Raw genomic sequence first — 14,363 nt, forward strand, 5'->3', positions numbered from 1 at the left:
AGTCCCTGGGTCAAACTTCCATCTGCCCAGTGTTATTATTTTTGCGGATTGAATTCGTTAATAAAAGTTGAATAAATAAGAAGAGCCCCGAAAGGCTCTGCTTTAGTGATAAACCTCGGCGTGTTCGTTTAATTCTTTGAGCTGCATCTTCACTATCTCGATCACGGGATCGTGAGGACTATTATCAACAAAATGCTGCAGATCGGCGGCGGCCACATTAATACAACCCAACTGCTGTGCAATAAACGCCCGCTCACGATTCAAATGCACATCGTCAACATACCATTGCAACAGCAGGCTGCAACACTCCATCGCTGCCTCAAATTGATGCGACACTATGCAACCCGCCTTAAGCTCATGCAGCATACGCGTCAGCAGTTTTTTCACCGTTGCAGGCTTTAAGTAACTTGCCTTAAGCTCAGCAGCATTACCTAACTCGCCGCGCACTAACACGTGCAACTGGTGACGGGTGAGTTCCTTGCCCGTTAAAGGATCCAAATAACTCACTTCACCGCCAATCTTACAACGCAGCACCGTATTGCCAGGTAGCAATATGGGTTCGAGTTCAAGATCTAACTGCTTCGCCAGCAACATCAATACCGTCGCCAGCGTTGTACTATTACCTTGGCGACTAATTAAGCAAGTACCTAAATCTGCCGCCTCTGTACTGAAGTAGTTCTCACGAACACAAAAACCTAAATCCTCGTAAAACCAATGCAACAGCGCATTAAAACGCTGTTGTTGATCAACCAAGTAATGACTTAATACGGCTCCCGCCATTTCAAACCAAGCCCATTTAGCGGCTTCAAGTTTAGAAAATCCAAGGTGCGCACCTACATCCAATGCCGACTCGGGCAATGAAATGCCATCTTGCAGAGTGTAGTTACCCATTAACCCAATAATACCGCTTGTTTAAAATGAGCCAATTTAGCAGCATAAACCAACCAACCTATCGCGCCTAAGTAAGCAAACACTTTGAACAATTTGTTTCTATTCGCTTTTATGGCAATGGCGCCTAGGACAATGTAAGCAACTACAGCACCGATTTTTTCGGTCATCCAAGGATCCAAAAAAGGAAATTGCTGGATCATAAAACACAAAGTTAAGCCCGACAGCAGTAGGAAAGTGTCGATAACATGGGGCGCTATCTTGAGCAGTTTCTTCTCCATCAGAGCCGATTGGCGCAGATGCAGAACAAAGCGCACGGTAAGCAGCAACACGCTCAACGCGATAAAGGTAAAATGCAGATGTTTAACCGCAGGATATAGACTGTAAAAAGTTTCCATTACGATACTTATGGCCAGTGACAAAGGCGCTAGTTTACCCTAATCCTTGGCGGCATACCAATGCCTATCAGCCTAGATATTCAGAGCTAACATCATAAAAAATCAAACGAGAAGTGACGATGAATTTAAGCTTAATTAATGATGAATCAACCGAGTTCGCCGACGTTGTAAAACAAAAAATTGTCGAGTTCAACCAAGTCCAATGGCAGGGGCTTAGCCGTAAAAATCTCGGACTCAAACTACAGGACTCCGAAGGTAAACTGTTAGCAGGGATCAGCGGTAAAACCTTCGGCAATTGGTTGTTAATCGATTATCTGTGGGTCGATGGCACCCTAAGACACCAAAAAATCGGCACGCACTTGCTATTAGAAGCAGAAAGCCAAGCAAAAGCGCGCGGCTGCCAATTTGCCCTACTCGATACCTTAGATTTCCAAGCTAAGCCCTTCTATGAGCGCCACGGCTATCGCGTACAATGGATACAACAAGCCTACCCAGAAACCGGCAGTAAATTTTTTATGGTAAAAGTGTTGTGATGTTTAAGGTCAGCGGTCATAACCGAACCCAATGCTTAGGCTACCATTTCTGATATCTAACTCAGACCGCTTCAATGAACTTGAGCTAATTGCGAGTGGTTAATGATTTGCGCACCTTTTACTCGCAAAGCTACAAACGGAAAAATAAGACATAGGACAGACGTCCTCAGCCAAAGCGATCCAATTGAATTAAAGCTTTAACCTAATCCGGCTTAAACACGCCGATCACAGCGCCGGTGGCTTTTTCAGTGACCTTTTCATCGGTTTGCTGTTCACGGTAGTCACACTCTGTGCATTCAACGGTTTCGATGCCGTTTTCCTTGTAGAGTAAAATGCTGTCTTTGGCGCTGCATTTTGGGCACTTAGCACCGGCTACGAAACGCTTTTTGATTTTAGTGTTTGTCATAATAGATAAAGGACCAGATAGCAGGGCCAAGGGACTCGGCCGAAGAAATTGGCGCTATTTTGCCACACTGATGATTGAATGCCAGTGTTACCTGAAAGTGTGAGGCCTTAGGTCGATGTGATGCGATTCACTGAAGATCGTCCTGAAAAGTCGAATAATTGTCCGAGTTATCGGGTCAGGCTGTGGTTTGATACGGGGTTGTACGCTATTATCTGTGCCCTGACGAATTCACGTTCTAACCAAGTTGTAGTCAATGATCAGCATCAACCAAGCGCAATTAATCCGTGGCAGCAAAACCCTGCTAGATGAGACCTCTCTCACGATTTATCCCGGCCATAAGGTCGGTTTAGTCGGTGCTAACGGCACAGGCAAATCTTCACTGCTCGCATTAATTTTAGGTCACTTAAGCCTAGATAAAGGTGAATTTAGTCTGCCTTCTGGCTGGCAAATTGCCACTGTGGCCCAAGAAACCCCTGCGCTCGACGTCTCGGCACTGGAATATGTGATCGATGGCGATAGCGAATATCGTCAATTAGAAGCCTTATTACACAAGGCCCAAGAAGATAACGACGGCAATGCCATCGCACTCTTACACGGCAAAATCGACGCTATCGGTGGTTATGCGATTCATTCGCGCGCGGGTTCATTGTTAGCGGGTCTGGGCTTTAGTGAAGCCGATCAAAGCAATCCAGTGAAAAGCTTTTCGGGCGGTTGGCGTATGCGCCTCAACTTAGCCCAAGCGCTACTGTGTCGCTCTGACTTATTGCTCCTCGACGAACCGACCAACCACTTAGACTTGGATACCATGTACTGGCTCGAAGGTTGGATTAAGTCCTATCAAGGCACGCTGATTTTAATCAGCCATGATAGGGACTTTATCGATGAAATCGTTGATGAAATCGTCCACGTTGAAAATCAAAAACTCAATTTCTACAAAGGCAATTACAGTGCCTTTGAGCGCATTCGTGCCGAACGTATGTCGCAGCAACAAGTTGCCTTCGAACGCCAACAAAAAGAACGTGCACACATGCAGTCCTTCGTTGACCGTTTCCGTTATAAGGCGAGTAAAGCCAAACAAGCGCAGAGCCGCTTAAAGGCGCTAGAGCGCATGACTGAGTTGTTGCCGTCTCAAGCCGATAGCCCATTTTATATGGAATTTCGTGCTCCAGAAGCCCTACCCAATCCGCTGATTAAGATGGAGCAAGTCGCTATCGGTTATAGCGATAAGCCAATCCTGAGCAAGGTGCATTTAAACTTAGTACCGGGTGCGCGCATTGGTTTACTCGGCCGTAACGGCGCGGGTAAATCGACATTAATTAAGCTGTTATCGGGTCAATTATCGCCAATGACAGGTTTGTATGAACCTAATCCTGGCGTCAATATCGGCTACTTTGCTCAGCATCAAATCGAATTTTTACGCCTCGACGACACGCCGATGCAGCATTTAGTACATCTTGCACCCAATGCCAGAGAGCAAGAGCTACGCAACTTCTTAGGCGGTTTTGGTTTTAACGGCGATATGGCGCTTTCACCTGTGCGCCCCTTTTCTGGCGGCGAGAAAGCCCGTTTAGTGTTAGCGCTATTAGTTTGGCAACGCCCTAACCTATTGCTGCTCGATGAACCCACCAACCATTTAGACTTAGAGATGCGCCACGCCCTGACAATGGCATTGCAAACCTTTGAAGGCGCTATGGTTGTCGTCTCGCATGATAGGCATTTACTACGATTAACCTGTAGCGATTACTATCTGGTGGATCAAGGTGAAGTACGCGCCTTCGACGGCGACTTAGACGATTATCACCAATGGTTGCTCGATGCGGCGAAAGCCAACTCGAATCAAAACAGCACCAGCGACGAGATCAAACCTGCCGCCGATAAAAAACAGCAAAAACGCCTCGAGGCCGAGATCCGCCAAAAGGTATCGCCGCTCAAGCGCAAACAAACTAAGTTAGAAACCGAGCAACAAAAGCTGAGCGAACGCCTCGCCGAGCTAGAACACTTGCTGGCCGATAGCGAATTGTATGATCAAGATAACAAAGCCAAGCTAACCTCGGTATTAACCGAGCGAACGAGCTTGACGCAAACCTTAGAAGACAGTGAAATGCAATGGCTTGAGTTGCAAGAAGAGATAGATGCAATGGAGCAAGAGGTCATGGAGCAACAATAACTCCAGCGTTCTTTTACATAAAAGTCAGTAGCAGCGGCAATACAAGGAAATAGTATGGCGGTTTTAACCCAGTTCGACAGTCAACTCTGGCAATGGTGTGATATGAGCTATGCGCAAAACAAAGCGCTCTGTCTCGAATTGCAAAATAGCTGTCAGGTGAACGTCAATCTACTGCTACTGGCACAATATTTAGATATCACTATGGATGTGTCTGGGCCGCAGCAATACAGCACGGACCAATGGCAAACGCTGATGAATGCTGTGGGTGAATGGGATGAAAGGTTTCTCATGCCCTACCGCAAATTACGCAAACTGGCTAAGTCCAGCCTGAATGAGCAAGAGTATCAGCAGATGCTCGCCGTTGAGCTGATGATGGAACGTAAAGCGCAACGAACCATCTTGAATAAACTCAATGAACTCAGCCCAAGCGGCCAAGCGACAAATCTCGTGAGCTACTTAAGCCTGTTTGGACTCAGTGACATTGACGCCAACGAAATCGGCTTAATCGCACCCTGATTCAATCCAAATAAATCATTTTAAATCAATAACATAAAAGCCAGAACAAGCTAAATCAAATTAACGCTATGATCATCTGATCCGCTAACAGCTGCGGCCTTGCGGATAGCGTTCACAGTCATCCTTGATCACCAACCAGTTCAGCTGACTCTCAGTATAAATATGGTACTTAGGCTGAACTTGGTTAGCATCGTCCAGACTCGCTATGCTCAAGGTCGAATAATCAGGATATTGAGTATGTCGGTAAGTTAACGATGTACCGCACTTGTCACAAAATCCACGGCGAATAAACTCGGACGATGCAAACTCAGTCACCTGACCTTTAAGCCAAATCACTTGGCTGAGTTTAAAATCCATCCAAGCCCCAAATGCAGATCCCGTGCTTTTTTGGCATGAACGGCAGTGGCAATAATCCGCATCAAAGGGTTCACCTTCAATCTGATAACGAATCGCGCCGCATAAGCAACCACCTTCCCGTAATATGTTTTCAGACATTCACACCCCATCAAGCTTTATCAAGCTAAGCTGCATTTTGATAAGATAACATCAGGCTTTACCGTCAGTGAGCTTCTGTGCAAGTGCGGTGGCATTACGCGCCGTGATGCCATAAATCGACAGCTGCGGGTTAGCGCCAAGGCTGGTCGGGAAGATAGAGCCATCCATTACAGATAAATTCTCTAAATAGTGCGACTGTCCATAACTGTTGACCATAGAAAGCTTTTCATCTTCGCCGAAGGGACAACCACCCATTACGTGCGCCGATGCGACGATAGTGCGCAGTGGCGCGAGTGACATCTGCGCAATGCTCTCTTTGGCGTCTTTCCACGAGGACAAATAAGGCATACCATCGCTGATCGGCAACACTTTTAAGGCGCCCGCCGAGAATTGTAACTCCGCCATACTAGCAAAAGCGCGTCTCGCGGCCCGCCAAAAAGCATCGGTCAACGGATAATCTAAAGCAAAACCCTTATCCGTTAAGTGTACTTCACCGCCTTGACTGTCGGGATGATAGCCATCGCGGATCAAAGCGATAGTCACTTGCAACTGATTGAATTGTGACATTAACTCAGCATGACTTGTACCATAACCTAAGGTTTTAGAGGCAATTAAAATCGGATGCACCGGCGGCACTTCAAGTTTATAACCCAGCTCACCATCGGCGCCATTGTTCCACACAAATTCATCGGAATAGATAGATTGCGGCGCACCGCTATGGCCATTGATCGAATCGGCAAATACGCCGCCGGATAACAAAGTAGGATGTAAAAAGGTGCGTTTACCCAAAAGTTGGTGGGGATCGGGCACTTGCGAACGCATCAAAATCGTCGGTGTATGGATAGCACCCGCACTCAAAATATAATGTTTAGCCTTAAATAACAGCTCAACGTCAGTGGGTCGTAAATTCACATCCAGCGCCTGCGCCTTTAACGCAAACACTTGGCCATTATGGTGCTCAATCTTAGTCACTTTAGCGCGACTGATCAGCTGCGCGCCTTTCTCAAGTGCCGCGGGAATCGTGGTGACTAACATAGATTGCTTCGCATTGACCGGACAACCCATTCCGCAATAGCCGGTATTCCAGCAACCCGCCACATTACGTTTAATCACAGTGTATTCCCAGCCAAGATTGATACAACCTTGCTTCAGGGCGGCATTATTGCGATTAGGCTCATAGTTCCATTCATGAATGTTGAGCCGTTGTTCCATTTGCTCAAACCAAGGATCTAAACTCTCGCGATTAAGCCCAACAACCGATTTATGTTGCGCCCAAAAAGCTAACGCCTCGGTCGGCGTGCGAATAGAAGTGGTCCAGTTAACTGTGGTTGAGCCACCGACTGCGCGGCCTTGAAAAATTCCAATCGCCTTATCGGCGGTTTTCATCGCCGCAGCTTGTTGATACAAGTTGGGGTAAGCGACCCGCTCTTCCATATTAAAATCGCTGGAGGATTTTAGCGGTCCCGCCTCAATCATGATCACGCTCAGCCCAGCTTGGGTGAGGATTTCAGCCGCCACACCACCGCCAGCACCTGTGCCGACAATAATCACATCAGCTTCAAACTGCTGGTTTTCTTGCAATTGGCTCGCATCAGTGTGCAACCAACCAGAGTTTAAACCATTCACTATAGGATCTATGATTGCCAACTTGAGTGCTCCACTGTCGCGGGTAAAATGCTTATTATTCGGCGTTTAATTAGGTTAAAAATGGACTCGCTATTTGAACAGCTCAGGCTTGGCATAATGCAGGCGGCTCCAGTGCTCAGGACAAGCGTAGTAACTTGCCATCACTAATTCCCGCAATCCGAGATAAGCCGTTTGTAACAAAGCAAAATAACTGTGGCGCCAGGTTTCTAACATATCAGTTAACTCGGCGGGAGAGCGCATCAATAGCGGCGTCATACTCGAAGTGAGCACCAGTAAACCAAGACGATTTTCGAGCATATCGAGCAGCTCAAACAATTCGGTCTGTTGCTCATCGGGTAACACAGCAATCGACTGTTTGATGGCATCTAAAGTGCGGTTTTGCGCCGCTAACTTATGAATGGCCACATCAGGCAAGGCGCCGTCGAGCATCACAGGCAAAAGCACGCTAAACAACAAACGATAATCTTTGCCTTCGCTATCCTCGGGCAAACTAAATTCAGGAGAATAGAGATTAACCCCTAAGGCTAACGCCGCCGTACCGGCAAACGCGCCCATTATAAAGGTTCGTCGCTTCATCTCTATCTCCTAATTATCAGCCTAAATGTCGGCCTAAATATCAGCATAAAAAACAATTGTGCTACAATGGCCGCGAGTTTATACCCAAGCGACCTCAAAATACGAATTTCAGCATTTTGAGTTGGTTTGGGTATAAATTAAACACACGTTTTAATTTTCAGCAATAGCCGATACCAAGATAAACATCTATGCCAAATTCCTTTATGCCACCTTGGTGGGCCAAGAGTCCCCATATACAAACGATTTTACCCGTATTCACTAAAGTGGCCAAACCAGCATTACAGCGGCAGCGCTTAGAGTTACCTGATGGCGATTTTATCGATTTAGATTGGCAGGATGTTCCACAGTCTGGCAAACCGATCGTGGTGATCATCCACGGCTTAGAAGGAAGTGCTCAGTCCCATTATGCGCGGCGGATACTGCAAGCCTGTAAAGAACAGCAACTCGCAGCCGTCGTGCACCATCACAGAAGTTGTTCGGGTGAGGCCAATCGCCTCGCCCGCAGTTATCACAGTGGCGATACGGACGATTTACAGTTTAGTCTATCGACACTGAAAAGCGCGTATCCGCAATCGCCCTTATTAGCCGTAGGTTACAGTTTAGGCGGCAATGTGCTGACTAAGTATCAAGGCGAATATCGGGATGATAGTTTATTAGCCCGCGCAGTGGTTGTCTCTGCGCCGCTGCAATTGTCCGCCTGTGCTAAACGCTTGGAAAATGGTTTCTCGAAGGTGTATCAAAGCTATTTAATCAAACAGTTGCAGCAAAAAATCAGCCATAAACTGAATGATCCCGACTTAGCCATCTCTATGCCGCTAAGCCAGTTGCAGGTCGACCGTTTAAATACCTTCTATGATTTTGACGATAAAGTCACAGCGCCATTACACGGCTTTGACGGCGTCGACGATTACTATACGCGTGCCAGTGGCTTACCCTTTGTCAGCCGTATAACTAAACCGACGCTCATCATACATGCTAAGGACGATCCCTTTATGACCGATGAAGTGATCCCCCAATCAAGTCAATTGTCGGGCTATGTGGAATACGAACTGCATCCCTATGGCGGCCATGTCGGCTTTATTGAAGGCGGTACACCTTGGAAACCGCGCTTCTACCTTGAGAGACGGATTTTACATTTTTTATTAGGCGATCAAAGTGTTGACTCACTTAGCGCAGACCCAATCAACGGCGACAATATCACCCAAGGCAACACCGATGCTCATTCCCTATGAAACCCTGTTACAACTCCCCAAGGAAACGCTCGCCAATGTGATCCGCGAATATCTCTTCGGTCAAGTGGAGGATGGCAGCTTTGCCAGTCTCGATGAGCAGGAGCTTGCTCAAGCTATAATCCAATGTCAACAAGCACTTAAGCAAGGCAAGCTGAAATTAGAGTACAGTGAAGACGATGAATCCTTCGCCATACGTTCAGCGGATCAAATAGCACAGCAGCAAGATTGACCAGTCCTACCTCTGTACCGTATAAATAGTACTCGCGTTTTTATCGCTTACCCATAAGCGGCTCTTTTGGTTCCTAGCTAGGTAGAAAAAATGTCAGCAAAACATCCCATTATTGCAGTTACAGGCTCATCAGGCGCGGGAACCACCACCACCACGACTGCCTTTAGCCATATTTTTCGCCAACTCGGGATCAACGCCGCCTTTGTCGAAGGCGACAGTTTTCATCATTTTACCCGCGCCGAAATGGAAGTCATGATCCGCAAATCCCAAGCTGAAAACCGCAATCTTAGCTATTTTGGCCCAGAGGCTAATAACTTTGCTCGTTTAGAGCAATGCTTTCGCGATTACAGCACCACAGGCCAAGGTGAAACCCGCAGCTATTTACACACCTTCGATGAGGCAGTGCCTTTTAACCAGATGCCCGGCACTTTTACTCAATGGCGACCACTACCTGAAAATACCGATATGCTCTACTACGAAGGCTTACATGGCGGCGTAGTTACTGGTGATGCCAATGTCGCCCAGCATGTGGACTTGCTGATCGGCATGGTGCCCATAGTCAACTTAGAGTGGATCCAAAAAATTATCCGCGATACTTCGGAACGTGGCCACAGCCGTGAAAAAGTCATGGGCTCGATTGTGCGCAGTATGGATGATTATATTAAGCACATGACGCCGCAGTTCTCCCGCACTCACATTAACTTTCAACGAGTACCGACGGTCGATACCTCTAACCCATTTAGTGCCAAAGATATTCCGAGCTTAGATGAGAGCTTTGTGGTGATCCGCTTCCGCGGTATCAATAATGTCGACTTCCCCTATTACCTCAATATGATCCAAGGTTCATTTATGTCACGGGTCAACACACTCGTCGTCCCCGGCGGCAAAATGTCGCTGGCGATGGAGCTGATCCTCACGCCTTTGATTAAAGATTTGATGGAAAAACGTCAACAACTTAATACCCCAGAGGCGAACTGAAACCTTGAGGATTTACGGGTAAGTTTGACTAAAGGCTAAGGAAATAAAGTCTTTTTTTGCAATGGATTAAGTTTTATTTAAGCCACTAGCGCTAATCTTGTCGGCATCGGGATTTCAGGCGAAAGAACGATAGTTGGCATACTCTTGGGAGTTAATTCCCCCATCTTGATCTGTTGATTTCCTTGAGTATGTCAGCAACCTTTTTAACGAAACTATAAGTCTTCAGAGTTAATTCCACATCCATACTTGATCTGTTGATTCCCTTGAGTATGTCAGCAACCTTTTAACGTAACTTTAAGTCTTCAGAGTTAATTCCACATCCATACTTGATCTGTTGATTTCCTTGAGTATGTCAGCAACCTTTTATGAAGAATGAATTCCACATCTATGCTTGATCTGTTGATTCCCTCGAATATGTCAGCAACCTTATCTTAAACTCTAAATCTTCAGAGTTAATTCCACATCCATACTTGATCTGTCGATTTCCTTGAGTATGTCAACAACATCTCAGAAAATAGGTTCTAGGCTTTAGATTCTAGGCTCTAGATTCTAGGAAAATAGAACATTCGTAAACTCACTCACAGAACGCTGCGCTCACCGTAAGAGCAAAGCCCGTTGTGTAAATCGTGAGTCACAAAGTGACGTTCTGTAGCAGTTTGCTGCGTGCCGTTATCCGTAGCCGCAACGCGGCGTTCTAGCAGTTGCAAAGCAACGCCTTAGATTCTAGCAGCAGCGTTTTTTGCGGCGCCCTAGCAGGCAAAAGACCGCACTAGATTTTTATACATCACCATACACTCTAAGGCTATTCCTCTGGGCGAACAGTAAATAGATTCCTCCTCTAACCCCTCACCACCAAAACCACAGTGGCGATAGAAATCCACCGCATTTAAAGTTGACTCCAATCTGAGTTGGGCTATCCCCTGATTAAAAGCCATGGTTTCAATAAATTGTAGCAATACCTTGCCGACACCTAACCCCATAGCATCGGGGGAAACAAACAAGGCTTCTAACTGGGCATAGGGTTCATCCAACATGGCAGTGCCGACCACAGTCTTAAGCTGCAACTCGTCAGAGGACAACTCTGCCACATAAAAATGTGCATCGACGATACGACTAAATTGCTCGGTCAGTTCGCCCTCGGTCCAAATCACCAGATCGCCCGCATCATAAAATCCGGCGCAACCTTTATTGATGGCCGCATTGCGGATATCCCAGCAGGCCTGAGCATCCACTTTCGTTGCTTTTCGTATAGTTATCATCATGTTTTCCAATTAAAAATGCTCAGCCATAACATGCCATGAAGCCGCTAAAACGCCAAGTAAACGAGTGTTCTAATCTTTCAACCAATAAAAAAACCGCCCGTAGGCGGTTTAATCAAAGCTACAGAACCTTAATGGATCTTAGCTAACATATCTGACTTAGTCTTAGCGCTAGACTTAGCCTTTAATCAATTCACTAATAGTCAATACGCCGTGGGTCGTTGCACCCGCGCCCCACATGGCAGAAGCTGAATCTTCAAAAGCACCCGCTAAATCAACGTGTAACCATTTAGCTTCGGGTGACACGAAACGCCATAAGAAACCAGCGGCATTAGAAGCACCACCTGCACCGCCGCCTTTCATTGCGCGGCTGTTTGCGGTGTCAGCATAGGCAGATGGACACATTTCTTTGTGCCAAGGATCCAGCGGCAGCGGCCATACGCGCTCGGCAACGCTAGTGGCTTTTTGCTGGGCCAGTTGCAACACATCCGCCTGTGGCGAGAAAATCGCGTTGTAGTTAGAACCCACCGCCATCACAGCGGCGCCTGTAAGGGTCGCTGCATCGATAATAAAAGGTGCGCCTGTAGCAGAAGCAGCTTGTAGGCCATCGGCCAACACTAAGCGCCCTTCCGCATCTGTGTTCACCACTTCAACTGTTACACCATTTTTGTAGGTCAGAATATCGCCTAACTTATAGGCGCGGCCACTGATCAAGTTTTCGGCACAACATAAGAAGAGTTTAACCCGTTTATTGAGGCCAGACTTGATGGCCAAACCGAGCGCGGCAGTCACAGTCGCCGCGCCGCCCATGTCGCATTTCATGCCTAACATGCCTTCAGAAGCTTTGATGCTGTAGCCGCCAGAATCAAAGGTTATCCCTTTACCCACAAGCGCCACAGACACGGGTGCATCGGCGGCTAATGGGTTAAAGTCTAACTCTAACATTGCCGGTGGACGCTCACTGCCGCGACCGACGGCATGGATACCAATCCACTGTTCTTCAAGCAGCGCTTCGCCTTCGATAATCCGATAACTTACCTTGTCGCCACCAACGTCAGCCAACCATTTTGCTGCTTGTTGGGCAAGCTTCACTGGCGACAGGTTTTCAGGCGTATCGTTGATCAGTTGACGGGCAAAGGTTGCCACATCGAGTCGACGTTGCAATTCTGCTTGCACAGACTCATCACCACACCAATGGATTTGATAACCTGGTTTTGCCGTCGCGAAACCTTGGGCAAACACCCATTGGCTATTGAGATCCCAAAACTGCCCAGCTAATTCCACACAGCTAATACCTTGACTGCGCAGTTTACGGGCCGCCATTTGAATTTGACGTAGCTCATCGCCACCCGCTAAATGAATTTGCGCACCGTCGGCAGTATAAGTCACATCAGCCTTGCCCCAGTGCGCGGCGGGGGCTTCTTTGGTTAATTGTACTTTCATCAATTCAGTTACTTTTAGTTCACTCATTAGGGATCCTTATTTTTCGATTCGTTTTAGAATAATCAATCAGAACAATCAATCAGCAATCAGAACAAACTTTATGGCGGCAGTTTACTGCTAGCAGACGATGACGCAAAGCGATTGGCTGAAGTTACTCAGGTAAAATCTGTAAACATTTGCGAAATTTGCTAGGCTTTGCGACCTAGAACAGCCGAGATAGGTCTACCGATGGAATTTACTCCGCCACTACAACAGGGCATTTTACTGCGCCGCTATAAACGTTTTCTGGCCGATGTGCAGTTAAGCGACGGCAGTGAGATCACCCTACATTGCCCCAATACCGGCTCTATGCGTAATTGCCTGTATCCCGGTGAAACCGTATGGTTTTCTACCTCTGATAACCCTAAACGTAAATATGCCCATACGTGGGAACTGATGACCACGCCAGATGCAGGCTTAATCGGTATCCACTCGGGTCAGGCGAACACCTTAGCCGAAGAAGCCATCAATAAAGGTATCATCAAGGAACTCACGGGTTATGACAGCCTAAGCCGTGAAGTCAAATACGGTGATGAAAATAGTCGCATCGATATCCTGCTACAGGGTGCTCAAAAACCCGCCTGTTATATAGAAGTCAAAAGTTGTACTTTGCTCGAGGATGGCCAAGGTTATTTTCCCGATGCTGTAAGCCTACGCGGTCAAAAACATTTACGTGAATTGATGCACATGGTGAGCCAAGGCCATAGAGCAGTATTGCTATTTGTGGTGCAGCATAGTGAAATATTCAGTGTTGCCCCAGCAGCACATATCGACCCTGAATATGCTAAGTTACTGAAAATGGCTGTGTTAGCCGGCGTTGAAGTGCTAGCCTATCGCTGTAAAATCTCCCCTACAGAGATTCACCTAGCCCAAGCCTGCGATGTACGAGTATGATGTTAAGGCTGAGTTAAATTTGATTTCATTTGAATTAGCGAACATAGTCAAAAAATTCAATCAAAGCAGAATGAAAAGTTTGCCTCGATGTGAAGATTCTGCTATAGATAGCGGCCGTTCTTAAGGACGCCCTACAAACGCAAATGATTACAGGAGATGCGTTATGCCTGAAGGCACCAAAAAACTTGGCGTACTCGCTATCGCAGGTGTAAATCCTTACCAGGAAAAGCCGGGTGAGGAGTATATGAACGCTAAGCAACTGGGTCACTTCAAGACAATTCTTGAAGCTTGGCGCAATCAGTTGCGTGAAGAGGTCGACCGTACTCTTAGCCACATGCAGGACGAAGCCGCAAACTTTCCCGATCCTGTTGACCGTGCAGCACAAGAAGAAGAGTTCAGCCTCGAACTTCGTGCTCGCGATAGAGAACGTAAGCTGATCAAAAAAATCGAAAAAACACTGCAAAAAATTGAAGAGGACGATTTCGGCTTCTGCGATTCTTGCGGTATCGAAATCGGCATCCGCCGTCTCGAAGCGCGTCCAACAGCCGATCAATGCATCGACTGTAAAACGCTTGCAGAGATCAAAGAGAAACAAATGGCTGGTTAATCAAGCATACTGGGCGGGGATTTCCCCGCCTATTTGTTTCTAGCAACTCGTAATCT

17 protein-coding genes are annotated in these 14,363 nt (G+C 46.9%); 8 read left to right on the plus strand and 9 right to left on the minus strand.

Annotation, left to right across the window (positions count from 1 at the left end; all coding sequences use genetic code 11):
* Positions 1-102: 102 nt before the first annotated feature.
* A complete protein-coding gene (locus KO537_RS10650; protein WP_219234452.1) occupies positions 103-891 on the minus strand; it encodes a tetratricopeptide repeat protein in 789 nt (262 codons plus the stop codon).
* Positions 891-1,286, minus strand: a complete 396-nt coding sequence (locus tag KO537_RS10655) for a SirB2 family protein (RefSeq protein ID WP_219234453.1) — start codon at positions 1,284-1,286, stop codon at positions 891-893. The genes KO537_RS10650 and KO537_RS10655 overlap by 1 nt, the downstream gene beginning before the upstream one ends.
* A 119-nt stretch (positions 1,287-1,405) precedes the next feature.
* Between KO537_RS10655 and KO537_RS10660 the strand changes: the two genes are divergently transcribed.
* The gene (locus KO537_RS10660; protein WP_219234454.1) at positions 1,406-1,819 is read left to right on the plus strand and encodes a GNAT family N-acetyltransferase; all 414 of its coding nucleotides are present in this window, start codon (positions 1,406-1,408) and stop codon (positions 1,817-1,819) included.
* 202 nt (positions 1,820-2,021) lie between these two features.
* Here the strand turns inward: KO537_RS10660 and KO537_RS10665 are convergent, their stop codons facing one another.
* Positions 2,022-2,225, minus strand: a complete 204-nt coding sequence (locus KO537_RS10665) for a YheV family putative zinc ribbon protein (RefSeq protein ID WP_012088350.1) — start codon at positions 2,223-2,225, stop codon at positions 2,022-2,024.
* A gap of 253 nt (positions 2,226-2,478) precedes the next feature.
* Here KO537_RS10665 and KO537_RS10670 point away from each other — a divergent pair, with 253 nt between their 5' ends.
* Positions 2,479-4,392, plus strand: coding sequence for an ABC transporter ATP-binding protein (locus KO537_RS10670; RefSeq protein ID WP_219234455.1), 1,914 nt, complete (start codon positions 2,479-2,481; stop codon positions 4,390-4,392).
* Between the two features lie 54 nt (positions 4,393-4,446).
* Positions 4,447-4,908: a TIGR02444 family protein gene (locus KO537_RS10675; protein WP_113939753.1), complete on the plus strand. Its 462-nt coding sequence runs from the start codon at positions 4,447-4,449 to the stop codon at positions 4,906-4,908.
* A gap of 84 nt (positions 4,909-4,992) precedes the next feature.
* On the opposite strand, the gene KO537_RS10680 is transcribed toward KO537_RS10675, so the two are convergent.
* The 3 genes from KO537_RS10680 to KO537_RS10690 form a co-directional block, all read right to left on the minus strand.
* Positions 4,993-5,403: a GFA family protein gene (locus KO537_RS10680; protein ID WP_219234456.1), complete on the minus strand. Its 411-nt coding sequence runs from the start codon at positions 5,401-5,403 to the stop codon at positions 4,993-4,995.
* 51 nt (positions 5,404-5,454) lie between these two features.
* A complete protein-coding gene (locus tag KO537_RS10685; protein WP_219234457.1) occupies positions 5,455-7,050 on the minus strand; it encodes a GMC family oxidoreductase in 1,596 nt (531 codons plus the stop codon).
* A 69-nt stretch (positions 7,051-7,119) separates the two neighbouring features.
* On the minus strand, positions 7,120-7,626 hold the full coding sequence (locus tag KO537_RS10690) for a TAT leader-containing periplasmic protein (RefSeq protein ID WP_105251529.1): 507 nt from the start codon (positions 7,624-7,626) through the stop codon (positions 7,120-7,122).
* A 188-nt stretch (positions 7,627-7,814) separates the two neighbouring features.
* On the opposite strand from KO537_RS10690, the gene KO537_RS10695 reads away from it, so the two are divergent.
* The 3 genes from KO537_RS10695 (at position 7,815) to KO537_RS10705 (ending at position 10,065) form a co-directional block, all read left to right on the plus strand.
* Positions 7,815-8,858 (plus strand): hydrolase, encoded by a 1,044-nt coding sequence (locus KO537_RS10695; RefSeq protein ID WP_173497285.1) that lies wholly within the window; start codon positions 7,815-7,817, stop codon positions 8,856-8,858.
* Positions 8,842-9,087, plus strand: coding sequence for a YheU family protein (locus tag KO537_RS10700; RefSeq protein WP_173497284.1), 246 nt, complete (start codon positions 8,842-8,844; stop codon positions 9,085-9,087). Before KO537_RS10695 ends, KO537_RS10700 begins: the two co-directional genes overlap by 17 nt.
* 90 nt (positions 9,088-9,177) lie before the next feature.
* A complete protein-coding gene (locus KO537_RS10705; protein WP_011847692.1) occupies positions 9,178-10,065 on the plus strand; it encodes a phosphoribulokinase in 888 nt (295 codons plus the stop codon).
* A 578-nt stretch (positions 10,066-10,643) separates the two neighbouring features.
* Here KO537_RS10705 and KO537_RS23250 read toward each other — a convergent pair.
* The 3 genes from KO537_RS23250 to pepB all read right to left on the minus strand — a co-directional run bounded on the left by KO537_RS23250 (position 10,644) and on the right by pepB (position 12,794).
* Positions 10,644-10,772 carry a hypothetical protein gene (locus tag KO537_RS23250; RefSeq protein ID WP_276572369.1) on the minus strand — a complete coding sequence of 43 codons (129 nt, stop codon included), beginning with the start codon at positions 10,770-10,772 and terminating at the stop codon, positions 10,644-10,646.
* A 42-nt stretch (positions 10,773-10,814) separates the two neighbouring features.
* On the minus strand, positions 10,815-11,324 hold the full coding sequence (locus tag KO537_RS10710) for a GNAT family N-acetyltransferase (protein ID WP_219234458.1): 510 nt from the start codon (positions 11,322-11,324) through the stop codon (positions 10,815-10,817).
* A gap of 177 nt (positions 11,325-11,501) precedes the next feature.
* Positions 11,502-12,794 (minus strand): aminopeptidase PepB, encoded by a 1,293-nt coding sequence (gene pepB, locus KO537_RS10715; RefSeq protein WP_173246710.1) that lies wholly within the window; start codon positions 12,792-12,794, stop codon positions 11,502-11,504.
* 201 nt (positions 12,795-12,995) lie between these two features.
* Here pepB and sfsA point away from each other — a divergent pair, with 201 nt between their 5' ends.
* Both sfsA and dksA read left to right on the plus strand, forming a co-directional pair.
* Positions 12,996-13,700, plus strand: a complete 705-nt coding sequence (gene sfsA, locus KO537_RS10720; RefSeq protein WP_105251524.1) for a DNA/RNA nuclease SfsA — start codon at positions 12,996-12,998, stop codon at positions 13,698-13,700.
* A gap of 163 nt (positions 13,701-13,863) precedes the next feature.
* Entirely contained in the window at positions 13,864-14,307 is a 444-nt protein-coding gene (gene dksA, locus KO537_RS10725) for an RNA polymerase-binding protein DksA (RefSeq protein ID WP_006082967.1), read from the plus strand.
* The last annotated feature ends 56 nt before the right edge of the window (positions 14,308-14,363 follow it).

This window comes from Shewanella sp. NKUCC01_JLK (assembly GCF_019345615.1).
In the GTDB taxonomy this organism is placed as follows: domain Bacteria; phylum Pseudomonadota; class Gammaproteobacteria; order Enterobacterales; family Shewanellaceae; genus Shewanella; species Shewanella oncorhynchi.

Coding starts and splice junctions, on each gene's coding strand:
- KO537_RS10650 (WP_219234452.1), bottom strand. CDS start 891: ATGGGTAACTACACTCTGCAAGATGGCATTTCATTGCCCGAGTCGGCA.
- KO537_RS10655 (WP_219234453.1), bottom strand. CDS start 1,286: ATGGAAACTTTTTACAGTCTATATCCTGCGGTTAAACATCTGCATTTT.
- KO537_RS10660 (WP_219234454.1), top strand. CDS start 1,406: ATGAATTTAAGCTTAATTAATGATGAATCAACCGAGTTCGCCGACGTT.
- KO537_RS10665 (WP_012088350.1), bottom strand. CDS start 2,225: ATGACAAACACTAAAATCAAAAAGCGTTTCGTAGCCGGTGCTAAGTGC.
- KO537_RS10670 (WP_219234455.1), top strand. CDS start 2,479: ATGATCAGCATCAACCAAGCGCAATTAATCCGTGGCAGCAAAACCCTG.
- KO537_RS10675 (WP_113939753.1), top strand. CDS start 4,447: ATGGCGGTTTTAACCCAGTTCGACAGTCAACTCTGGCAATGGTGTGAT.
- KO537_RS10680 (WP_219234456.1), bottom strand. CDS start 5,403: ATGTCTGAAAACATATTACGGGAAGGTGGTTGCTTATGCGGCGCGATT.
- KO537_RS10690 (WP_105251529.1), bottom strand. CDS start 7,626: ATGAAGCGACGAACCTTTATAATGGGCGCGTTTGCCGGTACGGCGGCG.
- KO537_RS10695 (WP_173497285.1), top strand. CDS start 7,815: ATGCCAAATTCCTTTATGCCACCTTGGTGGGCCAAGAGTCCCCATATA.
- KO537_RS10700 (WP_173497284.1), top strand. CDS start 8,842: ATGCTCATTCCCTATGAAACCCTGTTACAACTCCCCAAGGAAACGCTC.
- KO537_RS10705 (WP_011847692.1), top strand. CDS start 9,178: ATGTCAGCAAAACATCCCATTATTGCAGTTACAGGCTCATCAGGCGCG.
- KO537_RS10710 (WP_219234458.1), bottom strand. CDS start 11,324: ATGATAACTATACGAAAAGCAACGAAAGTGGATGCTCAGGCCTGCTGG.
- pepB (WP_173246710.1), bottom strand. CDS start 12,794: ATGAGTGAACTAAAAGTAACTGAATTGATGAAAGTACAATTAACCAAA.
- sfsA (WP_105251524.1), top strand. CDS start 12,996: ATGGAATTTACTCCGCCACTACAACAGGGCATTTTACTGCGCCGCTAT.
- dksA (WP_006082967.1), top strand. CDS start 13,864: ATGCCTGAAGGCACCAAAAAACTTGGCGTACTCGCTATCGCAGGTGTA.